The 22,627-nt window shown below is 72.3% G+C and carries 21 protein-coding genes; 8 read left to right on the top strand and 13 right to left on the bottom strand.

The window, feature by feature from the left end; all coding sequences use genetic code 11:
• Window position 1: 1 nt before the first annotated feature.
• The 4 genes from AC59HU_RS09340 to AC59HU_RS09325 form a co-directional block, all read right to left on the bottom strand.
• Entirely contained in the window at window positions 2-1,177 is a 1,176-nt protein-coding gene (locus tag AC59HU_RS09340) for an ABC transporter substrate-binding protein (protein WP_497223108.1), read from the bottom strand.
• An 82-nt stretch (window positions 1,178-1,259) separates the two neighbouring features.
• Window positions 1,260-2,108: an ABC transporter permease gene (locus AC59HU_RS09335; RefSeq protein ID WP_497223107.1), complete on the bottom strand. Its 849-nt coding sequence runs from the start codon at window positions 2,106-2,108 to the stop codon at window positions 1,260-1,262.
• Window positions 2,108-2,881 carry an ABC transporter ATP-binding protein gene (locus AC59HU_RS09330; RefSeq protein WP_497223106.1) on the bottom strand — a complete coding sequence of 258 codons (774 nt, stop codon included), beginning with the start codon at window positions 2,879-2,881 and terminating at the stop codon, window positions 2,108-2,110. The genes AC59HU_RS09335 and AC59HU_RS09330 overlap by 1 nt, the downstream gene beginning before the upstream one ends.
• An 8-nt stretch (window positions 2,882-2,889) precedes the next feature.
• Window positions 2,890-4,161, bottom strand: a complete 1,272-nt coding sequence (locus AC59HU_RS09325) for an amidohydrolase family protein (RefSeq protein ID WP_497223105.1) — start codon at window positions 4,159-4,161, stop codon at window positions 2,890-2,892.
• A 142-nt stretch (window positions 4,162-4,303) separates the two neighbouring features.
• Between AC59HU_RS09325 and AC59HU_RS09320 the strand changes: the two genes are divergently transcribed.
• Together AC59HU_RS09320 and AC59HU_RS09315 are read left to right on the top strand one after the other, a co-directional pair.
• The gene (locus AC59HU_RS09320; RefSeq protein ID WP_497223104.1) at window positions 4,304-4,966 is read left to right on the top strand and encodes a helix-turn-helix domain-containing protein; all 663 of its coding nucleotides are present in this window, start codon (window positions 4,304-4,306) and stop codon (window positions 4,964-4,966) included.
• Window positions 4,963-5,958 (top strand): PDR/VanB family oxidoreductase, encoded by a 996-nt coding sequence (locus AC59HU_RS09315; RefSeq protein ID WP_497223103.1) that lies wholly within the window; start codon window positions 4,963-4,965, stop codon window positions 5,956-5,958. The genes AC59HU_RS09320 and AC59HU_RS09315 overlap by 4 nt, the downstream gene beginning before the upstream one ends.
• A gap of 209 nt (window positions 5,959-6,167) precedes the next feature.
• Here the strand turns inward: AC59HU_RS09315 and AC59HU_RS09310 are convergent, their stop codons facing one another.
• Complete coding sequence (locus AC59HU_RS09310) at window positions 6,168-7,628, bottom strand: amidohydrolase family protein (protein ID WP_497223102.1); 1,461 nt, start codon at window positions 7,626-7,628, stop codon at window positions 6,168-6,170.
• Between the two features lie 59 nt (window positions 7,629-7,687).
• Between AC59HU_RS09310 and AC59HU_RS09305 the strand changes: the two genes are divergently transcribed.
• Complete coding sequence (locus AC59HU_RS09305; protein WP_497223101.1) at window positions 7,688-8,992, top strand: XdhC family protein; 1,305 nt, start codon at window positions 7,688-7,690, stop codon at window positions 8,990-8,992.
• Window positions 8,989-10,575, top strand: a complete 1,587-nt coding sequence (locus AC59HU_RS09300) for an 8-oxoguanine deaminase (protein WP_497223100.1) — start codon at window positions 8,989-8,991, stop codon at window positions 10,573-10,575. Before AC59HU_RS09305 ends, AC59HU_RS09300 begins: the two co-directional genes overlap by 4 nt.
• Before the next feature lie 166 nt (window positions 10,576-10,741).
• Here AC59HU_RS09300 and AC59HU_RS09295 read toward each other — a convergent pair whose 3' ends face one another.
• Window positions 10,742-11,356, bottom strand: coding sequence for a LysE/ArgO family amino acid transporter (locus AC59HU_RS09295; RefSeq protein ID WP_497223099.1), 615 nt, complete (start codon window positions 11,354-11,356; stop codon window positions 10,742-10,744).
• Window positions 11,357-11,427: 71 nt separating this feature from the next.
• Between AC59HU_RS09295 and AC59HU_RS09290 the strand changes: the two genes are divergently transcribed.
• Window positions 11,428-12,444 carry a LysR family transcriptional regulator ArgP gene (locus AC59HU_RS09290; protein ID WP_497223098.1) on the top strand — a complete coding sequence of 339 codons (1,017 nt, stop codon included), beginning with the start codon at window positions 11,428-11,430 and terminating at the stop codon, window positions 12,442-12,444.
• A gap of 106 nt (window positions 12,445-12,550) precedes the next feature.
• On the opposite strand, the gene AC59HU_RS09285 is transcribed toward AC59HU_RS09290, so the two are convergent.
• The 6 genes from AC59HU_RS09285 to AC59HU_RS09260 form a co-directional block, all read right to left on the bottom strand.
• Window positions 12,551-15,436 carry a molybdopterin-dependent oxidoreductase gene (locus AC59HU_RS09285; RefSeq protein WP_497223097.1) on the bottom strand — a complete coding sequence of 962 codons (2,886 nt, stop codon included), beginning with the start codon at window positions 15,434-15,436 and terminating at the stop codon, window positions 12,551-12,553.
• Window positions 15,433-16,302: an FAD binding domain-containing protein gene (locus AC59HU_RS09280; RefSeq protein WP_497223096.1), complete on the bottom strand. Its 870-nt coding sequence runs from the start codon at window positions 16,300-16,302 to the stop codon at window positions 15,433-15,435. The genes AC59HU_RS09285 and AC59HU_RS09280 overlap by 4 nt, the downstream gene beginning before the upstream one ends.
• Window positions 16,303-16,429: 127 nt before the next feature.
• On the bottom strand, window positions 16,430-16,900 hold the full coding sequence (locus AC59HU_RS09275) for a molybdenum cofactor biosynthesis protein MoaE (RefSeq protein WP_497223095.1): 471 nt from the start codon (window positions 16,898-16,900) through the stop codon (window positions 16,430-16,432).
• The gene (locus AC59HU_RS09270; protein ID WP_497223094.1) at window positions 16,884-17,432 is read right to left on the bottom strand and encodes a MogA/MoaB family molybdenum cofactor biosynthesis protein; all 549 of its coding nucleotides are present in this window, start codon (window positions 17,430-17,432) and stop codon (window positions 16,884-16,886) included. Before AC59HU_RS09270 ends, AC59HU_RS09275 begins: the two co-directional genes overlap by 17 nt.
• A complete protein-coding gene (gene moaC / locus AC59HU_RS09265; protein ID WP_497223093.1) occupies window positions 17,429-17,908 on the bottom strand; it encodes a cyclic pyranopterin monophosphate synthase MoaC in 480 nt (159 codons plus the stop codon). The genes AC59HU_RS09270 and moaC overlap by 4 nt, the downstream gene beginning before the upstream one ends.
• A complete protein-coding gene (locus AC59HU_RS09260; protein WP_497223092.1) occupies window positions 17,901-19,217 on the bottom strand; it encodes a molybdopterin molybdotransferase MoeA in 1,317 nt (438 codons plus the stop codon). The genes moaC and AC59HU_RS09260 overlap by 8 nt, the downstream gene beginning before the upstream one ends.
• A gap of 102 nt (window positions 19,218-19,319) precedes the next feature.
• Between AC59HU_RS09260 and moaA the strand changes: the two genes are divergently transcribed.
• Together moaA and AC59HU_RS09250 are read left to right on the top strand one after the other, a co-directional pair.
• On the top strand, window positions 19,320-20,516 hold the full coding sequence (gene moaA / locus AC59HU_RS09255) for a GTP 3',8-cyclase MoaA (RefSeq protein WP_497223091.1): 1,197 nt from the start codon (window positions 19,320-19,322) through the stop codon (window positions 20,514-20,516).
• Between the two features lies 1 nt (window position 20,517).
• Window positions 20,518-20,790 carry a MoaD/ThiS family protein gene (locus tag AC59HU_RS09250; RefSeq protein ID WP_497223090.1) on the top strand — a complete coding sequence of 91 codons (273 nt, stop codon included), beginning with the start codon at window positions 20,518-20,520 and terminating at the stop codon, window positions 20,788-20,790.
• 126 nt (window positions 20,791-20,916) lie between these two features.
• Here AC59HU_RS09250 and moeB read toward each other — a convergent pair whose 3' ends face one another.
• Window positions 20,917-22,176, bottom strand: a complete 1,260-nt coding sequence (gene moeB, locus AC59HU_RS09245; RefSeq protein WP_497223089.1) for a molybdopterin-synthase adenylyltransferase MoeB — start codon at window positions 22,174-22,176, stop codon at window positions 20,917-20,919.
• A gap of 74 nt (window positions 22,177-22,250) precedes the next feature.
• Between moeB and AC59HU_RS09240 the strand changes: the two genes are divergently transcribed.
• Complete coding sequence (locus tag AC59HU_RS09240) at window positions 22,251-22,619, top strand: VOC family protein (RefSeq protein ID WP_497223088.1); 369 nt, start codon at window positions 22,251-22,253, stop codon at window positions 22,617-22,619.
• Window positions 22,620-22,627 lie beyond the last annotated feature (8 nt).

The raw sequence follows: 22,627 nt of genomic DNA, 5'->3' as shown, positions 1-22,627 counted from the left end.
GCTACTTCAGACCGATCGAGGTGTCGATGTACTCGTTGGTGTAGAGGTCGTCGACCGTGAGGCCGTCGGCCGGGGTCGAACCGATCTTCTCCAGGATCGGCACCGCCTTGTCGAAGAACGACGACATGCGGTCGGGGTCGAGGTCGCCGATGGCGTCGTCCGAGCCGTTGGACACCAGACCGAGGTCGATCATCTGCTTGACCGAGAAGTCGGCGACGCCCTGGGAGTACACCCAGCCGGTGTCGAACTGCTTCACCAGGTCGAGGATGAGCGTGTTCACCGGAGCCGGGTCGGCGAAGTAGTCGACCTCGGCCTGCTGCAGCACGGGCACCAGCGCCTTGAGGCAGCCGGCGTTCGCGTCGAGGTCGCCGGTGCGGGTGGCCATGACCGACTGGTAGTAGTCCCAGCCGGTGTCGTTGATCAGCTGGAAGTCGACCGGCTTCATCCAGTCGGCGACCTCGTTCTCGTAAATGTACGGCTCGGCCGAGGCGAAGCCCTGCTGAGCGGCCTTGCCCTGGTCGGCCACGAAGTTGGCGGGGGTGCCGTCGTAGCTGCCGTCGGCCTGGGCCTCGGGAACCTGGCCCGACTCCTTCAGGTACTCCATGTAGGTCGAGTCGGCGAAGTAGCGCACCACGGCGTCCTTGCTGGTGACGTCTTTGATGGTCTTGGCGTCGGGGTAGGTCGCCGGGTCCCACATGATCATCAGCGGGCTCTTCTCCAGCGGCGCGAAGACGGCCGTGGTGGGGAAGTCGGCCGAGTTGGCGATCTGCTCGTCGCTCGAGACGTAGCCGAGCATGATGTCGGGGTCCTGATACATGATCGAGGTCACGCTCTGGAAGCCGATCGCGGGTCCGCCGGAGCGCACCTCCACGTTCACGCCGGTGTACTCGCCCTTGCTGTAGAGCGGCCCGCTCACGCTCTTCTTGCCCGCGTCGATCACGGGGTCGGGGCCGAGCAGCTGGTACAGGTGGCCGTGCTCGGCCTCGGGGTTCCAGTCGGTCTGCAGCACGACGGTGGCCGGGCACCCGGCGGCGGCGAGGTCGACCGAGCCGATCTCGGTGTCGGATGCGGCGTTCGTCTCGGTGCTGGATGCTCCGCTCGAGCAGGCGGCCAGGGCGACGGCGGTCGCCGCGGCCAGACCGGTCGTGAGCACGAGCCGGGTTCGGGATCTGCGCATTTCATCTCCTTGTGGGGTGGTGCGGAATGAGAGGTGGTGCAGGTGCGATGGTGCGGGACGTGCGGTGGTGCGGGGTGGAGAGCTAGTTGGCCGAGAAGTCGTACCAGCGGCCCACGGCGCGCTTGCCGACCCAGCCGAAGATCGCGAAGATCGCGACTCCCAGGAGCGCGGCGACGAAGATCGTCGCGAACAGCTCGGCCGAACGGAGGCGCGCGGTGTAGGTGCTGAGCAGCGAGCCCAGACCGGGGTCGCCGCGGCGGAAGAAGAAGTCGCCCACGATCGCGCCGACGACGGCGAGACCCGCGGAGATGCGCATCCCGGCGAAGATCGCGGGGAGGGCGGCGGGGAATTCGAGCTTGGTCAGCACGGTCCAGCGGTTGGCCCGCTGCAGCTGGAACAGCTCGCGCTGGCCCGGGTCGACCGACTGCAGACCGAACAGGGTGTTCGACACCATCGGGAAGAGCGCGATCATCACGCAGACGATGATGCGGGCCGGGTACTCGAAGCCGAACCAGAACCCGATCAGCGGCACGAGCGCCAGGATCGGGATGCACTGCAGCACCACCGCGTAGGGGTAGAGCGAGCGCTCGACCCACTTCGCCTGGCTCATCGCGATGGCCCAGAGCACGCCGATCACCATGGCGATCGCGAGGCCGATCAAGGCCACGATCGTGGTGCGGCCGAGCGCCACCATGATCTCCCCGAAGGTCTCCGGGTCGAAGAACGCGGCCACCACCTCGTGCGGCGGAGGCATCAGGAATCGGCGCTTCTCGTCGAGCACCAGGTAGGTGATGGCGTACCAGATGGCCAGCAGGCCCAGGAAGACCAGCACCGGCGGCAGCCAGGTCATGGTGACCGACTTCGACTTCTTCACCGTGGCGGGCCGCATCAGGGTGCGGTTCTTCGGCGGGGCCGGAGGGGTGGTGGTCATCAGTGGTGGCCCTCTCGGAGTGCGTGCGACACCTTGCCGCAGAGCTCGGCGAACTCGGCGGTGAAGCGGATCTCGGGGTCGCGGGGGAAGGGGAACTCGACCTCGAAGGTGTCGACGATCGTGCCGGGACGCCCCGACATCACGACGACCTTGGTCGAGAGGTAGACCGCCTCCGACACGGAGTGGGTGATGAACAGGCCGGCGAACTGCTGCTCGGTGAAGAGCTTGATCAGCTCGTCGTTGAGGCGCTCGCGGGTGATCTCGTCCAGCGCACCGAAGGGCTCGTCGAACAGGAACAGCTCGGGGTCGAGGGTGAGGCTGCGGGCGAGGCTCGTGCGCATCTTCATGCCGCCCGAGAGGGTCTTCGGCAGCGCCTTCTCGAAGCCCTTCAGCCCGACGAGCTCGATCGCCTCGGCGGCGGTGCGCTGCCGTTCCTTCTTGGGCTTGCCGTTGAGTTCGGCGAGCAGCTCGACGTTGGCCTGCACGTCGCGCCAGGGGAGCAGGGTCGCATCCTGGAAGACGTAGCCGATCCGGCTGGTGTCGACCTCGGTGACGCCCTGGGTCGCGGGGGTGAGGCCCGAGGCGATCCTAAGGAGCGTCGACTTGCCGCAGCCCGAGGGGCCGACGACGGTCACGAACTCGCCGCGGTTGACGGTCAGGTTGACTCCGGAGAGCGCGGTGGTCCCGTTGGGGAAGGTCATCGCGACGTCTTCGAAGTGGAGGAGCTGAGCGGTCGTGGTCGCCGAAGCGACGAGGGGTGGGGCGATGGACATGGGGCTTCTCACCTCGTTTCGAGAATGGGCTGGGTGGCTTCGGGGCTGCGCAGGGACGGCGCGGCGATCCGGCTGAACACCTCGCTCTGGGCGACGAGACGGCCGGCATGGATGACGTAGCGGTCGGCCGGGGCGTTCGCCACGACGTCCGAGAGACTGACGCCCCGCACCGCGAGGAACTCGGCGCGAGCGCCGACGGCGATGCCGGCGGCCGGCAGGCCCATCACGTCGCGCGCGCCGTCGCTGACCGCTCGGTACGCCTCGTCGAGGGTGAGGTGGCCGGCGGTGACCAGGAGGGAGGCGGTCTCGAGCGCGTCGCTCCGGCCGACCGGGTTGAAGGGGTCGCGCACGTTGTCGGCGCCCGCGGCCAGTCGGGCGCCCGCATCCAGCAGGGCGCGCACGGCCGTCAGCCCCCGGGGGGTGGCGACCGGATGCTCCCAGCCCTGCAGGTAGAGGTTGGTGATCGGGAGGGCGACGATCCCGATGCGGCCGGCGACCACCGCATCCACCAGACCGTCTAGCTCGCCCGGCTCCAGGGTGCCCAGGCGCACGCAGTGCCCGGCCGTCACGGGCCGGTCGGCGGGCCAGTCGCGCACCTCGGCCGCGAGGGTGCCGAGGGTGATCGCGCCGGCCAGGCTCTCGTCGGTGTGCAGGTCGGCTCCGGTGCCGCGCTCGGTGGCGATCGCGAGCAGGCGGCGCAGATCGGCGTCCGGGTCGTCGGCCAGGTGCGGGGCGCCGCCGACGAGGTCGATGCCGAGCTCGATCGCCTCGCGCACGTGCTCGTCGGGCACGCTGGGGCCGGCGAGGGCGACCAGCTGGAGGTCGATCAGGTCGCGGAGCTCCTCGCGGACCCGGACGAGGGCGCGCACCCCGCGCATCGGGTCGTCGCCCTGCAGCACGTCGACGTGGCACCGGATGGCGGTCGTGCCGTTCTGCAGCATCAGCAGGGCCTGTCGCCTCGCCCGGTCGGCGATGCTCTCGACGGTCTGGGTGGCCGAGAAGCGCTTCCACGACTCGATGGCGAGCACGAGGTCGCCCATCGGCGGGTCGATCAGATCCCAGGAGAGGGCCTTGTCCAGGTGCGCGTGCGGCTCGGCGGGAGCGGTGAGGAGGAGGAAGCCGTCGAGGTCGAGGGCGGTCTCGGGGTCGGACGAGGCCGACGCCGAGCCGGCCGGCACCACGGCGGTGACGGTGTCTCCCGTGAGCTCCAGATCGACCCGCTCGCCGCTCGCGAGAGTCGCTCTGGTGAGTCTCGTCAGAGGCTGGGGGAGCGTGTGCACCGAGTGGTTCTCCCGCTCTGTCCTGTGTCGTGGATCCCGCCCGGGATGCGGGCGCTGATGTTGATGGCTTCAACATGGGCCACGCTACGGACGGCGCGTTTCGGCGACGTAACGCGGGCATTTCCGAATGTAAATTGCCGCCGTGGGCGATTTCGCCGGGAGCGGGGTACGTGGTTACTGTCTCCTTGACCCGGTTCGAAAGGGGCTCCTCATCACCTCCGGAAGCGTCGCCCTCGACGAGCAGACCGTGCGCCTGGGCGCGCGCATCCGCTCGGTGCGTCAGGCCCGCGGACTGACCCTCGTGGAGCTGGCGCGACTGGCCGAGCTCTCGCATCCCTTCCTCAGCCAGCTCGAGCGCGGGCAGGCCCGGCCGAGCATGGCCTCGCTCGAGCGGATCGCCCGGGCGCTCGGCTCGAGCCAGATCGAGCTGATCGCGGCGGCGACCGACGACCTGGTGCCCAGCGGCACGGGCGACCGGGTCTCGCTCGTGCGGCGGAGTGAGGGGCCGCAGGGGCCGTTCGGCGGTGGCGAGGCGCGCATCCTGGTGCACGGCGACGTCGGCTTCATCCCGATGGAGTTCCGCGGCTCCAACCGCAGCCCGGGCGAGTTCTACCGCCACGACGAGGACGAGTTCCTGCACGTCGTCGACGGCAGCGTGCTCGTCGATCTCGCCGACGAGGGCAGCTACACGCTGGAGCCGGGCGACTCGATCCACTACGCCGGCGGCACGCTGCACCGGTGGCACACCCCGGGTGGCGGCGAGTACCACCTGTTCATCGTCAAGGAACGGAGGGCGGGATCGTGAGCGGAGCTCTTCCCGAGTTCGAGCTGGTCGTCACCGAGGCGCGATCGGTCGCGGTCGACGTGCTGATGCTGACGCTCCGGGCCGCCGACCCCGAGGCCGGTCCGCTGCCCGAATGGACCCCCGGTGCGCACCTGGACGTGCGGGTGCAGCCCGGAGTCGAACGGCAGTACTCGCTCTGCGGCGACCCGGCCGACCGGGAGCACTACCGCATCGCGGTGCTGCGCGAGCCGGACGGCCGGGGCGGCTCGGAGCACCTGCACACGCACGCCGCCGCCGGCACGGTGCTGGTCGCCCGGGGGCCGTTGAACCACTTCGCCCTCGTGCCACCGGTCGCCGGGTCGCGCTACGAGTTCGTGGCCGGGGGGATCGGGATCACCCCGCTCGTGCCGATGCTCGACGCGGTCTCCCGCGCCGGCGCCGAGTTCGTGCTGCACTACGCGGGGCGCTCGCTGGAGCGGATGCCCTTCGTCGACGAGCTGGTCGAGCGCTACGGCGACGCGGTCTCGGTGTACGCCGCCGATGCGGGGCGGCGGCTGGACCTCGGCACGATCGGGGCGGAGCTGGCCGGAAGCGCCGGCGACCCGGCCCCCGGTTTCGTCTACTGCTGCGGGCCGGCCCGGATGCTGCTCGAGCTCGAGGCGGTCGCCGGCGCGGCGGGCTGGCCGGCCTCGGCTCTGCACCTGGAGCGGTTCGAGGCCCGGGAGGCGACCGAACCGGTGCGTCACGAGTCGTTCGAGGTCGAGCTGGAGCTCTCGGGCATCACGGTCGAGGTGCCGCCGGAAAAGACGATCCTCGACGTGGTCGAGGAGGCGGGCGTGCTCGTGCTGTCGTCGTGCCGCGAGGGCACCTGCGGAACCTGCGAGACGCCGGTGGTCTCGGGCGAGGTCGACCACCGCGACTCGGTGCTGACCCCGGCGGAGCAGGACTCGAACGAGGTCATGATGATCTGCGTGTCGCGGGCGGCGTGCCCGCGGCTGGTGCTGGAGCTCTGAGCGTCCCCCCACGGCTCGCGCCGAGCGCTCGAGCCGACGGCTCGCCCCTGAGGGCTCGCGCCGATGGCTCGGCCCCCGACTGTCCGCGACCCGTCACTTGTTGTCGCCAAATGCCCGGGATAGCGACGACAAGTGACGGGTCGCGGACCTTGGGGGTGTGCCTCGGGGCGGCGGGGCGCGGCGGGGTGCGGCGGGCGCGGCGAGGGGTGTCAGGATGCGCGGCGGGCCGCGAGCAGGGTCGTGAGGTCGGCGGCCAGGGTGCGCTGGTCGTGCTCGACGAGCCGGTAGTCGCGCACCACGACCCGGCCCGCCACGACGACGTGCTTCGGGCGCCGGCCGGGCGAGGCCCAGAGGAGTCCGGCGACCGGGTCGGCGACCCCCGCATCCGCGACGCCCGAGACGTCCCAGACGCAGAGGTCGGCCGCGGAGCCGGGGCGCAGGGTGCCGAGCTCGGGCCGCCCGAGGCCCCGGGCCGACCCCTCGGTCGCCATCGACAGGATGCGGCGGGCCTCGATCGGCGGGCCGACGAGCGGGGCGACCTGCATCGCGAGCCGCGCATCCGCCAGCAGGTGGCCGGCGTCGTTGCTGCCGCCGCCGCTCGTGCCCAGCCCCACGGCGAGTCCGGCGTCGAGGAGGGCGGCGACCGGGGCGATGCCCCAGCCCATCGGCAGGTCGCAGCCCGGCGCGTGGGTCGCGGACACCCCGCGAGCGGCGAGCAGGGCGATCTCGGCCTCGGTGACCGCACAGAGGTGGGCGAGCGTGACGTCGTCGGCGAGCCAGCCCCACTCGTCGAGCAGCTCGATCGGGCGCCGGCCGTACTTCTCGAGCGCGATCGCCACGTCGACCTGCTCGTTCGCCTGGGTGCGGCGACGCAGGCCGCGACGGGCCGCGACCTCGCCGAGCAACCGGAAGGTCTCGGCCGAGTCGCTGTGCACGCCGGCGGGGCCGACCGCGAGCTGGAACAGGCCGTCCGCGGTGATGCCGTGGCGTGCATCCGGAACCATGGCCTCGGCGATCTCGTCGGCCGAGGCGGCCGCCTGCTCGGGATCGTCGCGCGCCGAACCCCGCACGAAGGCGAGCCGTGCGCCGAGTTCGCGGGCCGCGGCCGCGGTCGCCCGGGCGATGCCGACCCCGTCGCTGCCGGCGGGCCAGGTCAGGTGGTGGTCGGCGACCGTGGTGACCCCGTCGAGCAGCCCCTCGGCGACGCCGACGAGCGCGGAGGCGCGGGCGAGCTCGGGGTCGATACCGATCGCGGCGTACTCGGCTGCCATCCGGGGCAGCCACTCGTGCATCGCGACGCCGCGGGTGCCGGGGAGGGTGCGGAACGCGCTCTGCAGCAGGTGGTGGTGGGCGTTGACCAGGCCGGGGGTCACGACGCAGCCGGAGGCGTCGAGGGTTTCGGGGGCTTCGGGGGTTTCGGGGGTGGCGGGTGCTTGGGCTGTGCTTGCTGCTCGTGCGGCTGCTGTGTGTGCTGCTGCGTCGGGGGTGCTGCGGGTGGCGTCGTGGCTGACGCGGTGCTCGGCGCCGTCGGTGGCGCTGCCGGTCTCGTCGGCGGCGTCGGGCAGCACGACGTGGGTCAGGCGGAGGTCGCGCGGGCCGGTGGGGGTGCCCTCGCCCCACTCGGTGGCGGCGTCGATCACGGTGCGGAGGGCGTCGCGGATGATCAGCATGGTGAAGTTCTAACACGATCATGTGTCAGGCTGATTGCACGAAAGGGAGGAGCCGTCCGATGCTCGAACTCGCGGATGCACTGCTGACCTCCCTGGCGTCCGGGCGCCGGCTGGCCGTCGCGACGGTCGTGGCCGTCGACGGCAGCGCTCCCCGTGCGCTCGGCACCTCGATGGCGCTGGACGATCAGGGTCGCGTGATCGGGAGCATCTCGGGGGGCTGCGTCGAGGGTGCCGTCTACGACGCCTGTGCGCGGGTACTCGAGACCGGGGTCGGGGAGGTCTGCGAGTTCGGTTTCAGCGACGACGACGCGTTCGCCGTCGGGCTCGCCTGCGGGGGCCGGCTGCGGGTCTTCGTGCACGAGCTGGGGTTGCCGGGGGCCCGGTCGGCGGTGGCTCCGGGGGTGCTCGACGAGCTGGGACGTGCTCGCGATGGGCGGCCGGCCGGCATCGCGATGGTGCTGGGGGCGGACCCCTTGGACGCAGCAGCGCTGCGGCTGGTCACGGCGCATCCGGCGGGTTCGGGTTCGGATGCGGTGGGGCGGCGGGTCGCGGACGAGCTGCGGGCGGGGATCCACAGCGGGCGCTCGGTGCACCGCCGGATCGACTGCGACGGCCGGATCGTCGAGGCCGTGCTGCTGGTGTCGGCTCCGCCGCCACGGCTGATCGTCTTCGGCGCGGTCGACTTCTCGGCCGCCCTCTCCCGCGCCGGGGCCCTGCTCGGCTACCGCGTCACGGTCTGCGACGCGCGGCCGGTGTTCGCCACGGCCGACCGCTTTCCCGACGCCGAGGTCGTCAACCGCTGGCCGAGCGACTACCTCGCCGAGACCGAGGTCGACGAGCGCACGGTGGTGTGCATCCTCACCCACGACGACAAGTTCGACCTGCCGCTGCTGACGACGGCGCTCGCCCTGCCGGTGGCCTATGTGGGTGCGATGGGGTCGCGGGTGACGCACGAGCGCCGGCTCCGGGCGCTGCGCGAGCAGGGCGTCGGGGAGGACGCGCTCGCCGCGTTGCACTCGCCGATCGGCCTCGATCTGGGTGCGTCGACGCCGGAGGAGACCGCCGTGTCGATCCTCGCCGAGGTGCTCATGGTGCGGAACGCCGCCACCGCCGCACCCCTCCGCTCGACGACGGGGGCGATCCACCCCCGGGCGGCCGCCGCCGACGCCACTGCTGATGCGGTCGCGGACGACACTGCGCCCGTTGGTGCCGCCGCCACCGCAGGTACCGCCGCCACCGCAGGCACCGCCGCCGCCGTCGGTACCGCCGCCGCGGATACGGCGGTCGAGCACGCCCCCGCCCACCCTCGCGCCGCTGAGGCGGCCGCGCCCATGCCGGCCCGACCGGAGAAGGTCGCGCGGTGACGCTGCCGCACCTCGAGCCGTCGCCCGCAGACGGCGTCCGGATGCGGACGGTGATCGAGAACGCGTACGTCGCCACGATCGATCGCGACGACACCGAGCACGAGCGCGGGTACGTCGTGGTCGACGGCGACACCATCGTCGCGGTCGGAAACGGCCCGGCGCCGCGCTGGGCCCTCGACGGCGACCCGGTGCCCGAGGGCCCCGGGGCCGCGGGGGCACTCGGCGCGACGCTCGCTCGCGACGCACCCCGTGCATCCGTTGATGCCGGCGCGGTCGACGCACCCGATGGATCCAGTGGGACTGGCGCGGTCGACGCACCCCGTGCATCCGTTGGGACGGGCGCGACCGGCGCCGCCCGGGCAGCCGTTCGCCGGGTCGACGGCAGGGGGCACCTGCTGACGCCGGGGCTCGTGAACACGCACCACCACCTGTACCAGTGGCTGACGCGGGGGATCGCGCAGGATGCGATCCTGTTCGACTGGCTGACGGCGCTGTACCCGACGTGGTCGCGCATCACCGCCGACACCGTCGGGTCGGGGGCGCTCGGCGGGCTCGCGGTGGGGGCGCTGTCGGGGTGCAGCACGATGGGCGACCACCACTACGTGTTCCCGCGCGGGGGCGGCGACATCCTCGGGTCGATCGTCGACGCCGCGGCGACCCTCGGAGTGAGGTTGCACGGCACCCGCGGGTCGATGGATCTGGGTGCCTCGCACGGCGGCCTGCCGCCGGACTTCGCCGTCGAGACCACAGACGCAGCCCTGCAGGCCAGTGCGGATGCGGTGGCGCGGTTCCACGATCCGTCGCGTTCGTCGATGACCCGGATCGCGATCGCGCCGTGCTCGCCGTTCTCGGTGACGGCCGATCTGCTGCGCGAGGCGGCGGTCCTGGCGCGGTCGCTGCCGGGTTCGGTGCGGCTGCACACCCACGGCTCGGAGACGGTCGAGGAGGACGCGTTCTGCCTCGAGCGCTTCGGTCGCACGCCCACGGAGTACCTCGACGACCTCGGCTGGCTCGGCGACGACGTCTGGATGGCGCACTGCGTGCACCTCGACGAGAAGGCGATCAGGCGGTTCGCGGCGACGGGCACCGGGGTGGCGCATTGTCCGAGCTCGAACGCGCGCCTGGCCGCGGGCATCGCGCCGGTGCCGCAGCTGCTCGCGGCGGGGGTGCCGGTCGGGCTCGGGGTCGACGGGTCGGCGTCGAACGAGTCCGGTGAGCTGGGCACGGAGATCCGGATGTCGGTGCTCGTGAACCGGCTGCGCGGGGGCGCGACCGCGATGACCGGGCGGGATGCGCTGCGGGTCGCCACGATGGGCGGTGCGCGGGTGCTCGGGCGGGCGTCCGAGATCGGCTCGATCGAGGTGGGCAAGCTGGCCGACCTGGCGCTCTGGCGGATCGACGGGGTCGCGCACGCCGGGATCGTCGACCCGGTGGCCGCGCTGACGCTCGGGTCGCAGCCGCCGCTGGCGCTGCTGCTGGTGAACGGAGCGGAGGTCGTTCGCGACGGACGCCTCGTGCGCGCCGACGAGCGGGCCGTGGCGGCGGGGGTCGAGCGGGCGGTGGGGGAGCTGCTCGGGCGCTGAGGCCCGGGGGTGCTGCCAGGCCGCGGGAGCCCGTGCGCGCTGCAGGCGTCCCTTGTCCCCTCCGACTGTCCTCGACCCGTCACTTCTTGTCGCCATCGCGGCTCCATAGCGGCAACAAGTGACGGGTCGCGGACAGTCGGGGGCGGCCGGAAGGGCGGGGCGCGGGTCAGAGGCCGAGGAGGAGGGAGGCGGCGATCGCCACCATGACCACCGCGATGACGGCGTCGAGGATGCGCCACGCCACCGGCCGCGCGAAGACCGGCTGCAGAAGGCGCGCGCCGAAACCGAGGGCGGTGAACCAGATGATGCTCCCGGCCGCGGCCCCGGCCCCGAAGAGCCAGCGCGAGTCGCCGTGCGTGTTGGCCACCGAGCCGAGCAGCACGACCGTGTCGAGGTAGACGTGCGGGTTCAGCCAGGTCAGCGCGAGGCAGGTGGTGACCGTGGCGGCGAGCCCCGGGAGCGAGCGCGGCTCGGCCGCGGCGAGCGTCGCCGGGCGGAGAGCGCGCCGGGCGGCGAGGAACCCGTAGACCAGCAGGAAGGCCGCGCCGCCGATGCGGGTGACGACCATGAGCCAGGGCAGCTGCTGGAACACCAGTCCCACCCCGCTGATGCCGAGCCCGATCAGCACCGCGTCCGAGATCGCGCAGATCGCGACCACGACGAGCACGTGGCTGCGGAGGAGGCCTTGGCGTAGCACGAAGGCGTTCTGGGCGCCGATCGCCACGATCAGCGAGAGGCCGAAGCCGAGACCGGCGAGGGCGGCGAGGAAGTCGATGGGCACGATCCGACGCTAGGTGTCTCCGCCCCGATAGCCAAGCTACTTTTTCTTACGGATCATTAGACTCACTAACCATGGACTTCGATCTGCTCCAGCTCGACGCCCTCCGGAGCGCCGTCGACGGGGGTACCTTCGAGGCGGCCGCGCGGGAACTGCGGGTGACTCCGTCGGCGATCAGCCAGCGGATCAAGGCGCTCGAGACCTCCGTGGGCCGGGTGCTGCTCACCCGCACGAAGCCGATCCGGCCGACCGAGTCGGGGGTCTCACTGCTGCGGCTCGCCCGCCAGATCGGCGCCCTCGCCGAGGATGTGTCGCGCGGGTTGGGGGAGTCGAGCGGCTCCGTCGAGGGGGCGCCGGTACGGATGCCGATCGCCGTCAACGCGGATTCCCTCGCCACCTGGCTGCTGCCCGGTCTCGCGGGGCTCGCGGGGGAGGTGGCGTTCGAGTTCTTCCGCGAGGACGAGAGCCACACGACCACCCTGCTCCGCGAGGGCACCGTGATGGCCGCCGTCACCGCGACCGCGCATCCGGTGCAGGGCTGTTCGTCGACGCCGCTCGGCGCGATGAGGTACGAGCCGATGGCGAGTCCGGAGTTCGTGGCACGATGGTTTTCCGAGGGCGCGACCGTCGAGGCGCTCGACCGTGCTCCCGTCGTCGTCTTCGATCGGCGCGACCGGCTCCAGGACCTGTACCTGCGCTCCCGCGGGGCGAAGGCCGAGGTGGTGCTCGACCCGCCGCGGCACCACGTGCCGGCATCGCACGACTTCGTGGCGGCCATCCGCTACGGCTACGGCTGGGGGATGGTGCCGGAGCATCAGCAGCGGCGGCAGCGGCAGCGCGCGGAGGGTGCGTCGGCTCGAACCGCTGCTCAGGCCTTGGCCCCGAGTTCGGCCACCAGGATGAAATCTCGCAGATCGGCGACGACCTCACCCGACGGGGCGGCTTCGCTGGTGCCGATCGACCCGGGATTCGTGGTCGAGGTGCCGCTGTACTGGCAGCAGTGGCAGTTGCACACGCCGACGCTGGAACGGGTCGCCGAGCAGGTTCGCCGTGCCGCCGAGGCGAGCCTCCGCCCGGCGTCCCGCCGCTGAGTGCCGGCAGGATCCACACGCACCGGCCGCCGTCGGACGAGCCGCTCGCACGGAAGGCGGGCTCCGGCGGCGCCGGCGGCGTCCGCGGCGCCCGGTGCGGTGCGGGTCACGTGGGGTTGAGGAGCCTCCAGACACGATCGCGCGAGAGGGGGAGCTCGTAGGGGCGCACCCCGGTCGCATCCGTCACGGCCGCCGCCAGGGCCGCCGCGATCGGGTTGTAGGGCGCCTCGCTCATCGACTTGGCGCCGAACGGCCCGACCGAATCGTCGGTCTCGGCGAAGAGCACCTCGGTCATCGGGACGTCGGCCAGCTGAGGGAGGTGATAGCTGCGGAAGACCTGCGTGGTCACCTTGCCCTCATCCAGGATCATCTCCTCGTACAGCGCCGAGCCGATCGCCTGCGCGACCCCGCCCTCGATCTGACCGCGGAGCTGCTGCGGGTTGAGGATGAAACCGGGGTCGGCCGCGTGCACCGACTGCAGGATGCGCACCTCGCCGGTCGTCGAATCCACCGCCACCCGGAACGCCTGCACGTTGAACGCCAGCGACCGCAGCGCGCCGTCCTCACTGCCCTCGAGCGTGATCGATCCACCGGCCGAGGCCGCGATCTCGGTCAGCGGAACGAAGACCTCGCCGATCCGCACGCCGTCGGGCTCGAGCACCCCCTCGCTCCAGGCTCCGGCCAGCTGCGACGCCTGGCGCAGGATCGCTCCGCGCAGCGAGAGCGCGGCCGAGTAGAGGGCCTTCCCGGCCACCACGCTGCCCGCCGAGCCGAAGGCACCCGTGTCGTAGGGGGCGGCATCCGTGTCGGACTGCCGGATGACGATCCGATCGGCCGTCGTCTCGAGCACCGTCGACGCGATCTGCTGGTGCACCGTCGTGGTGCCGTTGCCGAACTCGGAGGTGCCGACCCCGGCGAGGTAGCGACCCTCGGCGTCGAGGGTCATCGTGACCGTCGAGAAGTGCCCGCGCGGCGGCATCGTGGCGATCATGGCGGGCGCCATGCCGATGCCGACCGACCACTGGGGCCCCTCGGGGGCGTCGACGCCGTTACCGCGCTCGAGCGCGGCCTGCACCAGGTCGAGGCACTGGTCGAGCCCGTAGCTGCCGAAGACGAGGTCGTCGCCCTCGACGTGCGAGGCGACGAGCGGATCGCCGGGCTGCACCGCATTCCGGCGCCGCAGCTCGAAGGGATCGATGCCGAGGTCGATCGCCAACTGGTCCATCGCCGACTCGATCGCGAACACCACCTGGCCGAGCCCGTAGCCGCGGAACGCCCCGGAGGGCAGGTTGTTCGTGTAGACGACCTCGGCGTCGACCTTCTTGGCCGCGGCCCGGTAGAGGGCGACGCTCTCGCCCACGCTGTGGAACATCGTGCCCGGACCGTGGTTGCCGTAGGCGCCCGTGTCGCTCAGCACGTCGACCGCCAGCCCGCGCAGGGTGCCGTCGCTCTCGGCCGCCAGTTCGACCGAGACCCGCATCGGGTGCCGGCAGGGCGCGATCGTGAACTCGTCGGCGCGCGTGAACTCGAACTGCACCGGCAGCCCGGTCTTGAGCACGGCGGCCATCACGACGTCTTCGGTCAGGATCTCCTGCTTGCCGCCGAATCCGCCGCCCACCCGCGCCGTGAACACCCGCACCTGCTCGGGCGGGAGGTCGAAGATGTGGGCGAGCTCGTCGCGCACCAGGAACGGCACCTGGGTGCTCGTCCGCAAGGCGATCCGGCCGTCCTCCTCGCGCCAGCCGACCGTGCCGTGGGTCTCGAGCGCCGCGTGCGAGACGCGGTGCGTCTGCCAGGTGCCTGAGACGTGCGCCGCCGCACCGGCCACGGCGTCGGCCATCGAACCGATCTCGGTGTGCAGCGCGGCGATGACGTTGCGGTCGGGCTCGCTGATGCGGGACGCCACCGGATCCTTGTCGCCGTGGAGGCGCGGTGCGCCCGGGCTCCGGGACTCCTCCGGGTCGAAGACCGCCGGCAGCAGCTCGTACTCGACCTCGATCAGCCGGCAGGCGGCCTCCGCGATCCGGATCGAGTCGGCGACGACGGCCGCGATCCGCTGCCCGCGGTAGCGCACGACGGTGTCGAAGAGCGTGGTGTCGTCGGGATCGTCGGTGCGGAACTGGTGGCGCGCCGTCGAGTAGAGGCGCGCGGGGGAGTCGGCCGCGGTGAGCACGGCGCGGACGCCGGGCATCGCCTCGGCGGCCGACGTGTCCATCGACAGGATGCGCGCGTGCGCGTGCGGGCTCTGCAGCAGCTTGAGGTGGGTGACGCCCGGGACGGCCACGTCGAGGGTGTACGGCTCGCGACCCGACACGATCCGCGGACCCGCGGGCGCCTTCACCGACGTACCGATCGTGCGCGGTGCCCGGCCCTCGCGGGGGCCGGTGGCCCGGACGGGGGTGGAGAAGGGCTCACGCACCGGATCGGCGACCGGAGCGCCCGCAGCGGCAGTCGTGCCCGCCTCGACCGTCGCGCCAGCATCGACGGCCTCAGCGGTCGCGCCGGCCGCCTGCTCGCCGTAGCCGTGCCCGTGCTGCTCCCCGTGGTCATGCCCGTGCAGGTCGCAGACCCCTTGGCGGATCGCCGCGTCCACCGAGCTGTACCCCGTGCAGCGGCAGAGGTTGCCCTTGAGGAGCCGGGGCAGGTCGTCGAGCTGCTCGGGCTTCAGCGTGGTCGCGGTCACGACCATGCCGGCCGTGCAGTAGCCGCACTGGAAGCCGGCGTTGTCGACGAAGCTCTGCTGCACCGGGCTCAGATCGCCCGGTTCGCCCAGCCCGGCGACCGTCGTCACGACCCTGTCTGCGACCCGATAGGCGGGATAGACGCAGGAGTGCACCGGGGTGCCGTCGACGATCACGGAGCACGCCCCGCAGTCGCCCGAGTCGCAGCCCTTCTTGACCTCGAAGTGACCCTGGTCGCGGATGAAGGTGCGGAGGCACTGCCCCATCGTGGGCTCGGCCTCGATCTGTTCGCCGTTCATCACGAATCTCATCGCCCTGCCGTCCCTTCGTTGTCGAGCCCGTCGTGCCTGTCGTCGCTGCCGCCGTCATCAGCGCCACCGAGCTCCGCCCTGACCTCCTCGGCCAGCAACGCCGACACCGCCCTCCGCCAGTCCGCCGCCCCGTGCGGGTCGGTGAACCAGGTCGTCAGGGCCAGCACCTCCTCGCGGAGCGTCTCGGCGGCCGGGATGGCGGGGTACCGCAGTTGCTCGGGGTGAACGGTCGCGCCCGAGACGGTCAGCACGAAGCTCCCGTCGGGGTCGACGCGGCCCACGATGACGGCACCGGACCGCCCGATCGGCGATAGCGCGATCTTGCGATATGCGGTGCGGGCGAGCAGGGAGGACCTCGGCACGACCAGCGCTCGGAGGACATCGCCCGGGCGGAGTGCGTTCTTTCCGTTGCCGGTCACCAACCGGGCCACGGGCATCCGTTCGTCGCTGCCGTCGGCGCGCCAGACGACCGCTTCGGCGTCGAGGGAGGAGAACAACGAGGTCATCGGGCCCGCCGGGAGGGAGGCGCAGATGTTGCCGCCCACAGTCGCGACGTTCCAGACCTTGAACGAGCCGAGGAGTGCCGTGCAGCACTGGAAGAACAGCGGATGCGCGGGCCAGCCCCGGTCATCCGGCAGCGCGGCGAGCTCGGCGAGCGTGCAGGTCGCCGCCACCTCGAGCCCCTCGTCGGTGACGGTGATGCTGGGCCAGCCCAGCGTCATCAGGTCGATCAGGCCGGTGAGGTGGTTCTGCGTCTCGGAGAAGAGCCAGGACCCGCCGGCGAGCGGGACGACCCGCTCGTCGAGTGCCCTCAGATCGTCGCGATGGCGGGCCGGGACGAGGGTGGTGAGGGTGTTGAGGTCCACGAGGTGCTCCGATCGGTGCTGTGCACTCAGTAGACCGTAACAATGTGTCCGCCGTGTAACGACGGCCCCGTTCAGGGCACAACCACCGCCCGGACCCCGCCTGTGGAGGAGCCGATGCGGCCGCGGCTCAGCCCAGGGCGGCGACCCACTCGGTGGAGCCGTCGTCGAAACGCTGTTCTTTCCAGATCGGCACGGTCGCCTTCACGTCGTCGACCAGCTCGGAGCACGCCGCGAACGCATCCCCTCGGTGCGCCGACGACACGGCGCAGGCCAGCGCGAGGTCACCGACGACCAGGTCGCCGGTGCGGTGCACGATCGCGACCAGCACGTCCGGGTGCGCGGCGACGATCCGCTCGGCGCTGGCGCGGATGGCCTCCTCGGCGGCCGGATGCGCGGAGTACGACAGCGCCTGGACGCCCCGCCCCTCGTCGTGGTCGCGGACGACGCCGGCGAAGGTCACGACCGCGCCGGCCGCCGGGTCGTCGACCGCCCCGGAACACTCGTCGAGCGTGATCGCGGTGTCGGCGATGCGTGCGATCCGGACCGACGGACGCGCAGATGAGGCATCCTCGGTTCCGATGTCAGATGGGTCTGGCATGGTCTCCTCCATGAAGTTGATCCATCAGGTGCCCGAGCAGCGGGCCCAGCACCGAGAGTCCGTCCTGCACGCCACCACGCGACCCCGGCAGGTTGACCACCAGTGTCTGCCCGGCGACGCCCGCGAGACCGCGCGAGACCAGCGCGAACGGGGTCGAGTCGCCGCCCACCCGCCGCATCTCCTCGGTGATGCCGGGGAGCTCGAGGTCCAGGAGCGGACGGGTCTGTTCCGGGGTGCGGTCGGTCGGCGAGATCCCGGTGCCCCCGGTCGTGATGACGGCGTCGGCGCCGCCGTCGATGGCCTTACGGAGCGCCGCCCCGACCGGGTCGCCGTCGGGCACGACGACGACGGTGGCCGCCCACCCCCGGGCGGTGAGCCAGTCGCGGATGTCCGGGCCCGTCTCGTCCTCGTAGACCCCGGCGGCGGCGCGGTTCGACGCCACCACGACGACGGCCGAGCGCGCCACCGATCCCGCGGAGTCGCCGGCCTTGTCGTGGTGCGCGTGCGCGTGCAGCTCGCCCCAGGCCTTCATTCCCGGCTCCAGTCGCCGCTCGCGCCGCCCGACTTCGCGAGCACCTCGATGTCGGTCACCCGCGCCGCGCGGTCGACGGCCTTGATCATGTCGTACACCGTCAGGGCGGCGACCGAGGCGGCGGTGAGTGCCTCCATCTCGACCCCGGTCACGCCCGTCGTCTTCACGGTGGCCACGATCCGCACGGTCGTCTCGCCGACCGTGAACTCGATCGTGACGCCGGAGATCGGCAGCGGGTGGCACAGCGGGATGAGTGAGGAGGTCTGCTTGGCCGCCATGATGCCGGCTACCCGCGCGACCGCGAGGGCCTCGCCCTTCGGGAGCTGTCCCGCGGCCAGCAGCGCGATGACGTCGGCCCGGGTGCGCAGCACCGCCTGGGCCGAGGCGATCCGTTTGGTCACCGCCTTGTCCGAGACGTCCACCATGTGGGCGGAGCCGTCGGGGGTGACATGGGTGAGCGAGTCGCTCTCAGCCATCGATCCTCCAGTAGTCGAGTGGGTCGCCCGCCGCGACGGCCGATACGCCGACCGGCACGTGGACCAGAACGGTCGATCGGGCGTAGGAGTGGAGCAGGTGGCTCGAGGGGCCGCCGACCAGGGTCAGCACGCCCTCCGCGTCGACCGTCCCACGCCGCAGCTGGTGGTGGGTCGGCGGGGAGTCGAACGCCGCGCCCGCGACGCCGCGGTGCAGCTCGCGGTCGGGTTCGGTCTCGCCCTGGGCCGCCCTCAGCGCCGGCCTCAGGAAGGCCTCGAACGACACCAGGGCGCTGACCGGGTTGCCCGGCAGGCAGACGACGGGCCGACGGAGGCCGTCGAGGTCGGCGAGCCCGTGGCCCTGCGGCCCACCCGGCTGCATCGCGACCTTCCCGAACCGCACGCCGCGGCTCTCCAGCGCATCCCGCACGACCTCCCGGGCGCCCGCGCTGACCCCGCCGACCGTCACGATCAGGTCGGCCCCGCGCGCGTGCTCGATCAGGAGGGCCAGCAGCTCGTCCGCGTCGTCGGAGCGGCAGGGGCGGGGGTCGACGACGCAGCCCGCCTGCTGCAACGCGACCGTGAGGCCCACGCTGTTGGAGTCGAAGATCTGGCCCGGTTCCAGGCGCGAGCCCGGCTCCCTGATCTCGTGCCCCGTCGAGACGAGGAGCACGCGGGGCTGCCGGCGCACCTCGACGGAGGTCGCGCCGGTGCCGGCGACGACCCCGAGCTGCGCGGCGCCGAGCACCGTTCCGGCGCTCAGCAGCACGTCTCCGGCGGCCACGTCGCTCCCGGCTGCCCGCACGAAGGTGCCGACCGGCACGGGTGCGGTGAAGGCGACGACGCGGGAGTCCGCCGACCCGGGACGGGCCGAGGCTTCGGCTTCGTCTGCGTCTGCGAGGTCACCGTCGTCGAAGAAGGCGGGCGGGTCGGCGCGCTCGATCTGCACCACCGCATCGGCGCCGGCCGGCACCGGCGCCCCGGTCATGATCGGGGTCGCGGTGCCCGCGAGGTGGGTCGAGAAGGGGTCTCCGGCCGCGACCCGCCGGGCGACGGGCAGGGTCACCGGATGCGCGGGGTCGGCTCCCGCGAGATCGGCCGCCTTCACGGCGTAGCCGTCCATCTGCGAGTTGTCGAAGGAGGGCAGGCTCGACGGAGCGAGGAGATCGGAGGCGATGATCCGTCGGCGGTAGCGCCCGGGGTCCGCCGCGATGACGTCGGCGGCGATCTCCAAGGTCTCCGGCTCGCGCTGCGAGGGCAGATCGGCGAGCAGCGCCACCAGGTCACGGCGGTGATCCTCGATCGTTCGCATGCACCCAGTCTGCCGCATGGCCCGCGTCGATGACCCTCGTCGCGGCCGGGTGCACCCGGTGGGGTCTGCCGGGGCGGTCTCCGGCGCGCGTAGGCTGAAGGCATGAGCGTCGCTCTCGGCATGCCCGACATCCCGCCGGCCCCTCCTGGTGGTCGCGTGATCGCGACGCGCCCGCGCGCGATCGTCGATCGGGATGCGGCGGAGTCGAACGCGGCCGGCCCCGAGACCATCGGCGACCTCGTGCCCCGCCCGCCCGTCGTCCTACCGTCGGAGCGGCCCGAGGCCGCAGGGCTCCTCGACCGCTTCGGCCGCCAGGCGACCGACCTGCGCATCTCGCTCACCGATCGCTGCAACCTCCGCTGCACCTACTGCATGCCCGCCGAGGGGCTGCCCTTCCTCCCGCCGCCGGCACTGATGTCGCGCGAGGAGATCACCCGGCTCGCCCGCATCGCCGTGACCGAGTTCGGGGTGAGGCAGATCCGCTTCACCGGAGGGGAGCCGCTGCTCCGCAAGGATCTGGTCGAGATCATCCGCGACGTCGCCAGCCTCGAGCCCCGGCCCGAGATCTCGCTCACCACGAACGCGATCGGCCTGTCGAGCCGGGCCACGGCGCTCGCCGAGGCGGGGCTGGACCGCATCAACGTCTCACTTGACTCGATCGAACCCGAGACCTTCGCGAAGATCACCCGGCGCCCGTTCCTCGCGCGGGTGCTCGCGGGCATCGACGCGGTCGGCGCGGCCGGGCTCGTCTCGACCAAGATCAACGCCGTGCTCATGCCGGGGATCAACGACGACCAGGCGGTCGAGCTCCTCGAGTGGGCTCTGGCCGGTGGGCATCAGCTGCGCTTCATCGAGCAGATGGCGCTCGACGCCGACCACACCTGGAACCGTGACGAGATGATCACAGCCGACGGCATCCGGGCCCGTCTCGCCGAACGGTACCTGCTCACTCCCGACGAGGCGCCGCGCGACGGTGCTCCGGCCGAGCTCTACCAGGTGCGCGAGCGCTCGGCGGGCCCGGGCGGGCCGCTGCTCGGGCTGGTCGGCGTGATCGCCTCGGTCACCGAGCCGTTCTGCTCCGACTGCCGCCGCACCCGGCTGACGGCTGAGGGCGGGGTGCGCAGCTGCCTGTTCTCGCACACCGAGACCGACCTGCTCGGCCCGCTCCGCGACGGCGCCGACGACCAGGAGCTCGCGGACCTCTGGCGCGCCGCGATGTGGGCCAAGCCCGCCGGTCACCAGATGAACGAGCGCGGATTCGCCCAGCCCGACCGCACGATGAGCGCGATCGGCGGCTGAGGTGGGCTTACGCATCCGGTACTTCGCCGCGGCGAAGGCCGCCCTCGGAGTGGGCGAAGAGTCCGTCGACGCGGCGGGTTCGACGATCGCCGCGGTGCTCGACGACCGCGCCAGACGAACGACGGATGCCGCGGACGGCGGCACCGCCGGCGACGTGGCGGCGGTCATGGCGCGCTGCTCGTTCATCCTGAACCGTCAGGCGACGACCGACCGCTCCATCGTGCTGGCCGACGGTGACGAGCTCGACGTGCTCCCACCCTTCGCGGGCGGCTGAGCGGGCCACCGCCCGACGGCCGGGCCGGTTACCGAACGACGGTCGAGCCGATCACGGGCCGACGATCGAGCCGGCTGCCGAGCGACCGCCGCACCGACCACCCAGCGACAGCCGCGGCCACAGGCCTCAGTACCGGGGCTTCTCCGGCTCGATCTCCTGCACCCACGCGTCGATCCCGCCGCGCACGAAGACGACGTCCTCCCAGCCGGCCTGCTTGAGCGTCGCGGCGGCACGCTGCGAACGGCCGTCGTGGTGGCAGTGCACGATGACCTTCTCCTGCGGCGGGAGGATCTCGCGGGCCGCATCCGTGCGGATCTGACCGAGCGGCACCAGCTCTGCCCCGTCGATCGACACCAGGGCGTGCTCGTGCGGCTCGCGCACGTCGACCAGCACGAAGTCGGCCTCTCCGGCCTCCCGCGCGGCGAGCAGCTGCTGCAGCTCGGTCACCGAGATCGAGTCGGTCGGGCCGCCGGCGGCGGAAGTCGAGTCGTTCATGGTCTCCCTTTCGAACATCTTGGTCGCGGGCCCGGAGGATCCGGAGCCCTGCTGGGCGAAGCTGTAGGGCTCGCCCACGTTCTTGGCGCCCTTGCCCGAGCGCTGCACGGTCGAGCCGCGGGACGGTCCGGGCCCGAACGGCACCTCGCGCCAGGTCGCGTCGAGGGCGTCGAGCACGAGCATCCGGCCCAGGAGCGGCTCGCCGTAGCCGCCGATCAGCTTGAGCGTCTCGGCCGCCATGACCGAGCCGATCGCGGCGCAGACCGGGCCGAGCACCCCGGCGACCGAGCAGGTCGCGGCCGGATCCGCCTCGGGCTGCTCGGGGTAGAGGTCGTCGAGCGTGCGGTCCAGGCCGTCGGGCGCGGTCGCCCAGAACACGGTCACCTGGCCGTCGAAGCGCAGCACCGAGCCCCAGACGAGCGGTTTGCCGACCAGGGTGCAGGCGGCGTCGATCACGTACTGCACCGCGAAGTCGTCGGTGCCGTCGATGACGACGTCGTACTCCGAGACCAGCTCGAGCACGTTCGAGGGATCGACCGGGGCGTCGTGCTCGATCACCTGGACCAGCGGGTTCTGGGCCCGTACCGCCGCCGCGGCCGACGCCGTCTTGCGCAGGCCCACCGCCGCATCCGGATGGATCGTCTGACGCTGCAGGTTCGAGGTCTCGACCGTGTCGTGGTCGGCGATGCCGATCACACCCACGCCCGCCGCCGCCAGGTACTGCAGCACCGGTGAACCCAGCCCGCCGGCGCCGATCACGAGCACCCGCGCATCCTTCAGCCGGCGCTGGCCCTCGAGGCCGATCTGCGGCAGCGCGATCTGGCGGGAGTAGCGCAGCAGTTCGGCCCGGGTGAGTTCCGGGCCGGGGGAGACGAGGGCCTGCAGGGTCATGCGTTCAAGCGTACGGTCTGCCAGCGGCGCCAGGGCCCTTCAGCCCCGCCCCCGCGGGGAGTACGCTCACGCGCATGAGTCTCCGCTTCGAACAGATCGTCATCGACAGCATCGACCCCCGCGGCCTCGCCGCCTGGTGGCGCGAGGCGCTCGACTGGCAGACCACCTACGAGTCCGCAGCGGATGCGCCGACCGAGGAGATCGAGGTCGAGATCGCGCCCGACGGCGAGACCCACCCGAGCCTGCTCTTCGTGCCGGTACCCGAGGCGAAGACCGTGAAGAACCGGTTGCACTTCGACTTCGTGCCGGACGACCAGGCCGCCGAGGTCGAGCGACTGGTCGAGCACGGCGCGGTGCGCGTCGACGTCGGCCAGAAAGACGTCAGCTGGGTCGTGCTGGCCGACCCCGAGGGCAACGAGTTCTGCGTGCTCAGCGCGCGCTGACGACCCCG

Source organism: Herbiconiux sp. 320_LB, assembly GCF_059691755.1.
Note: the sequence above shows the minus strand (reverse complement) of the source record. Positions and strands in the feature narration are given on the sequence as shown.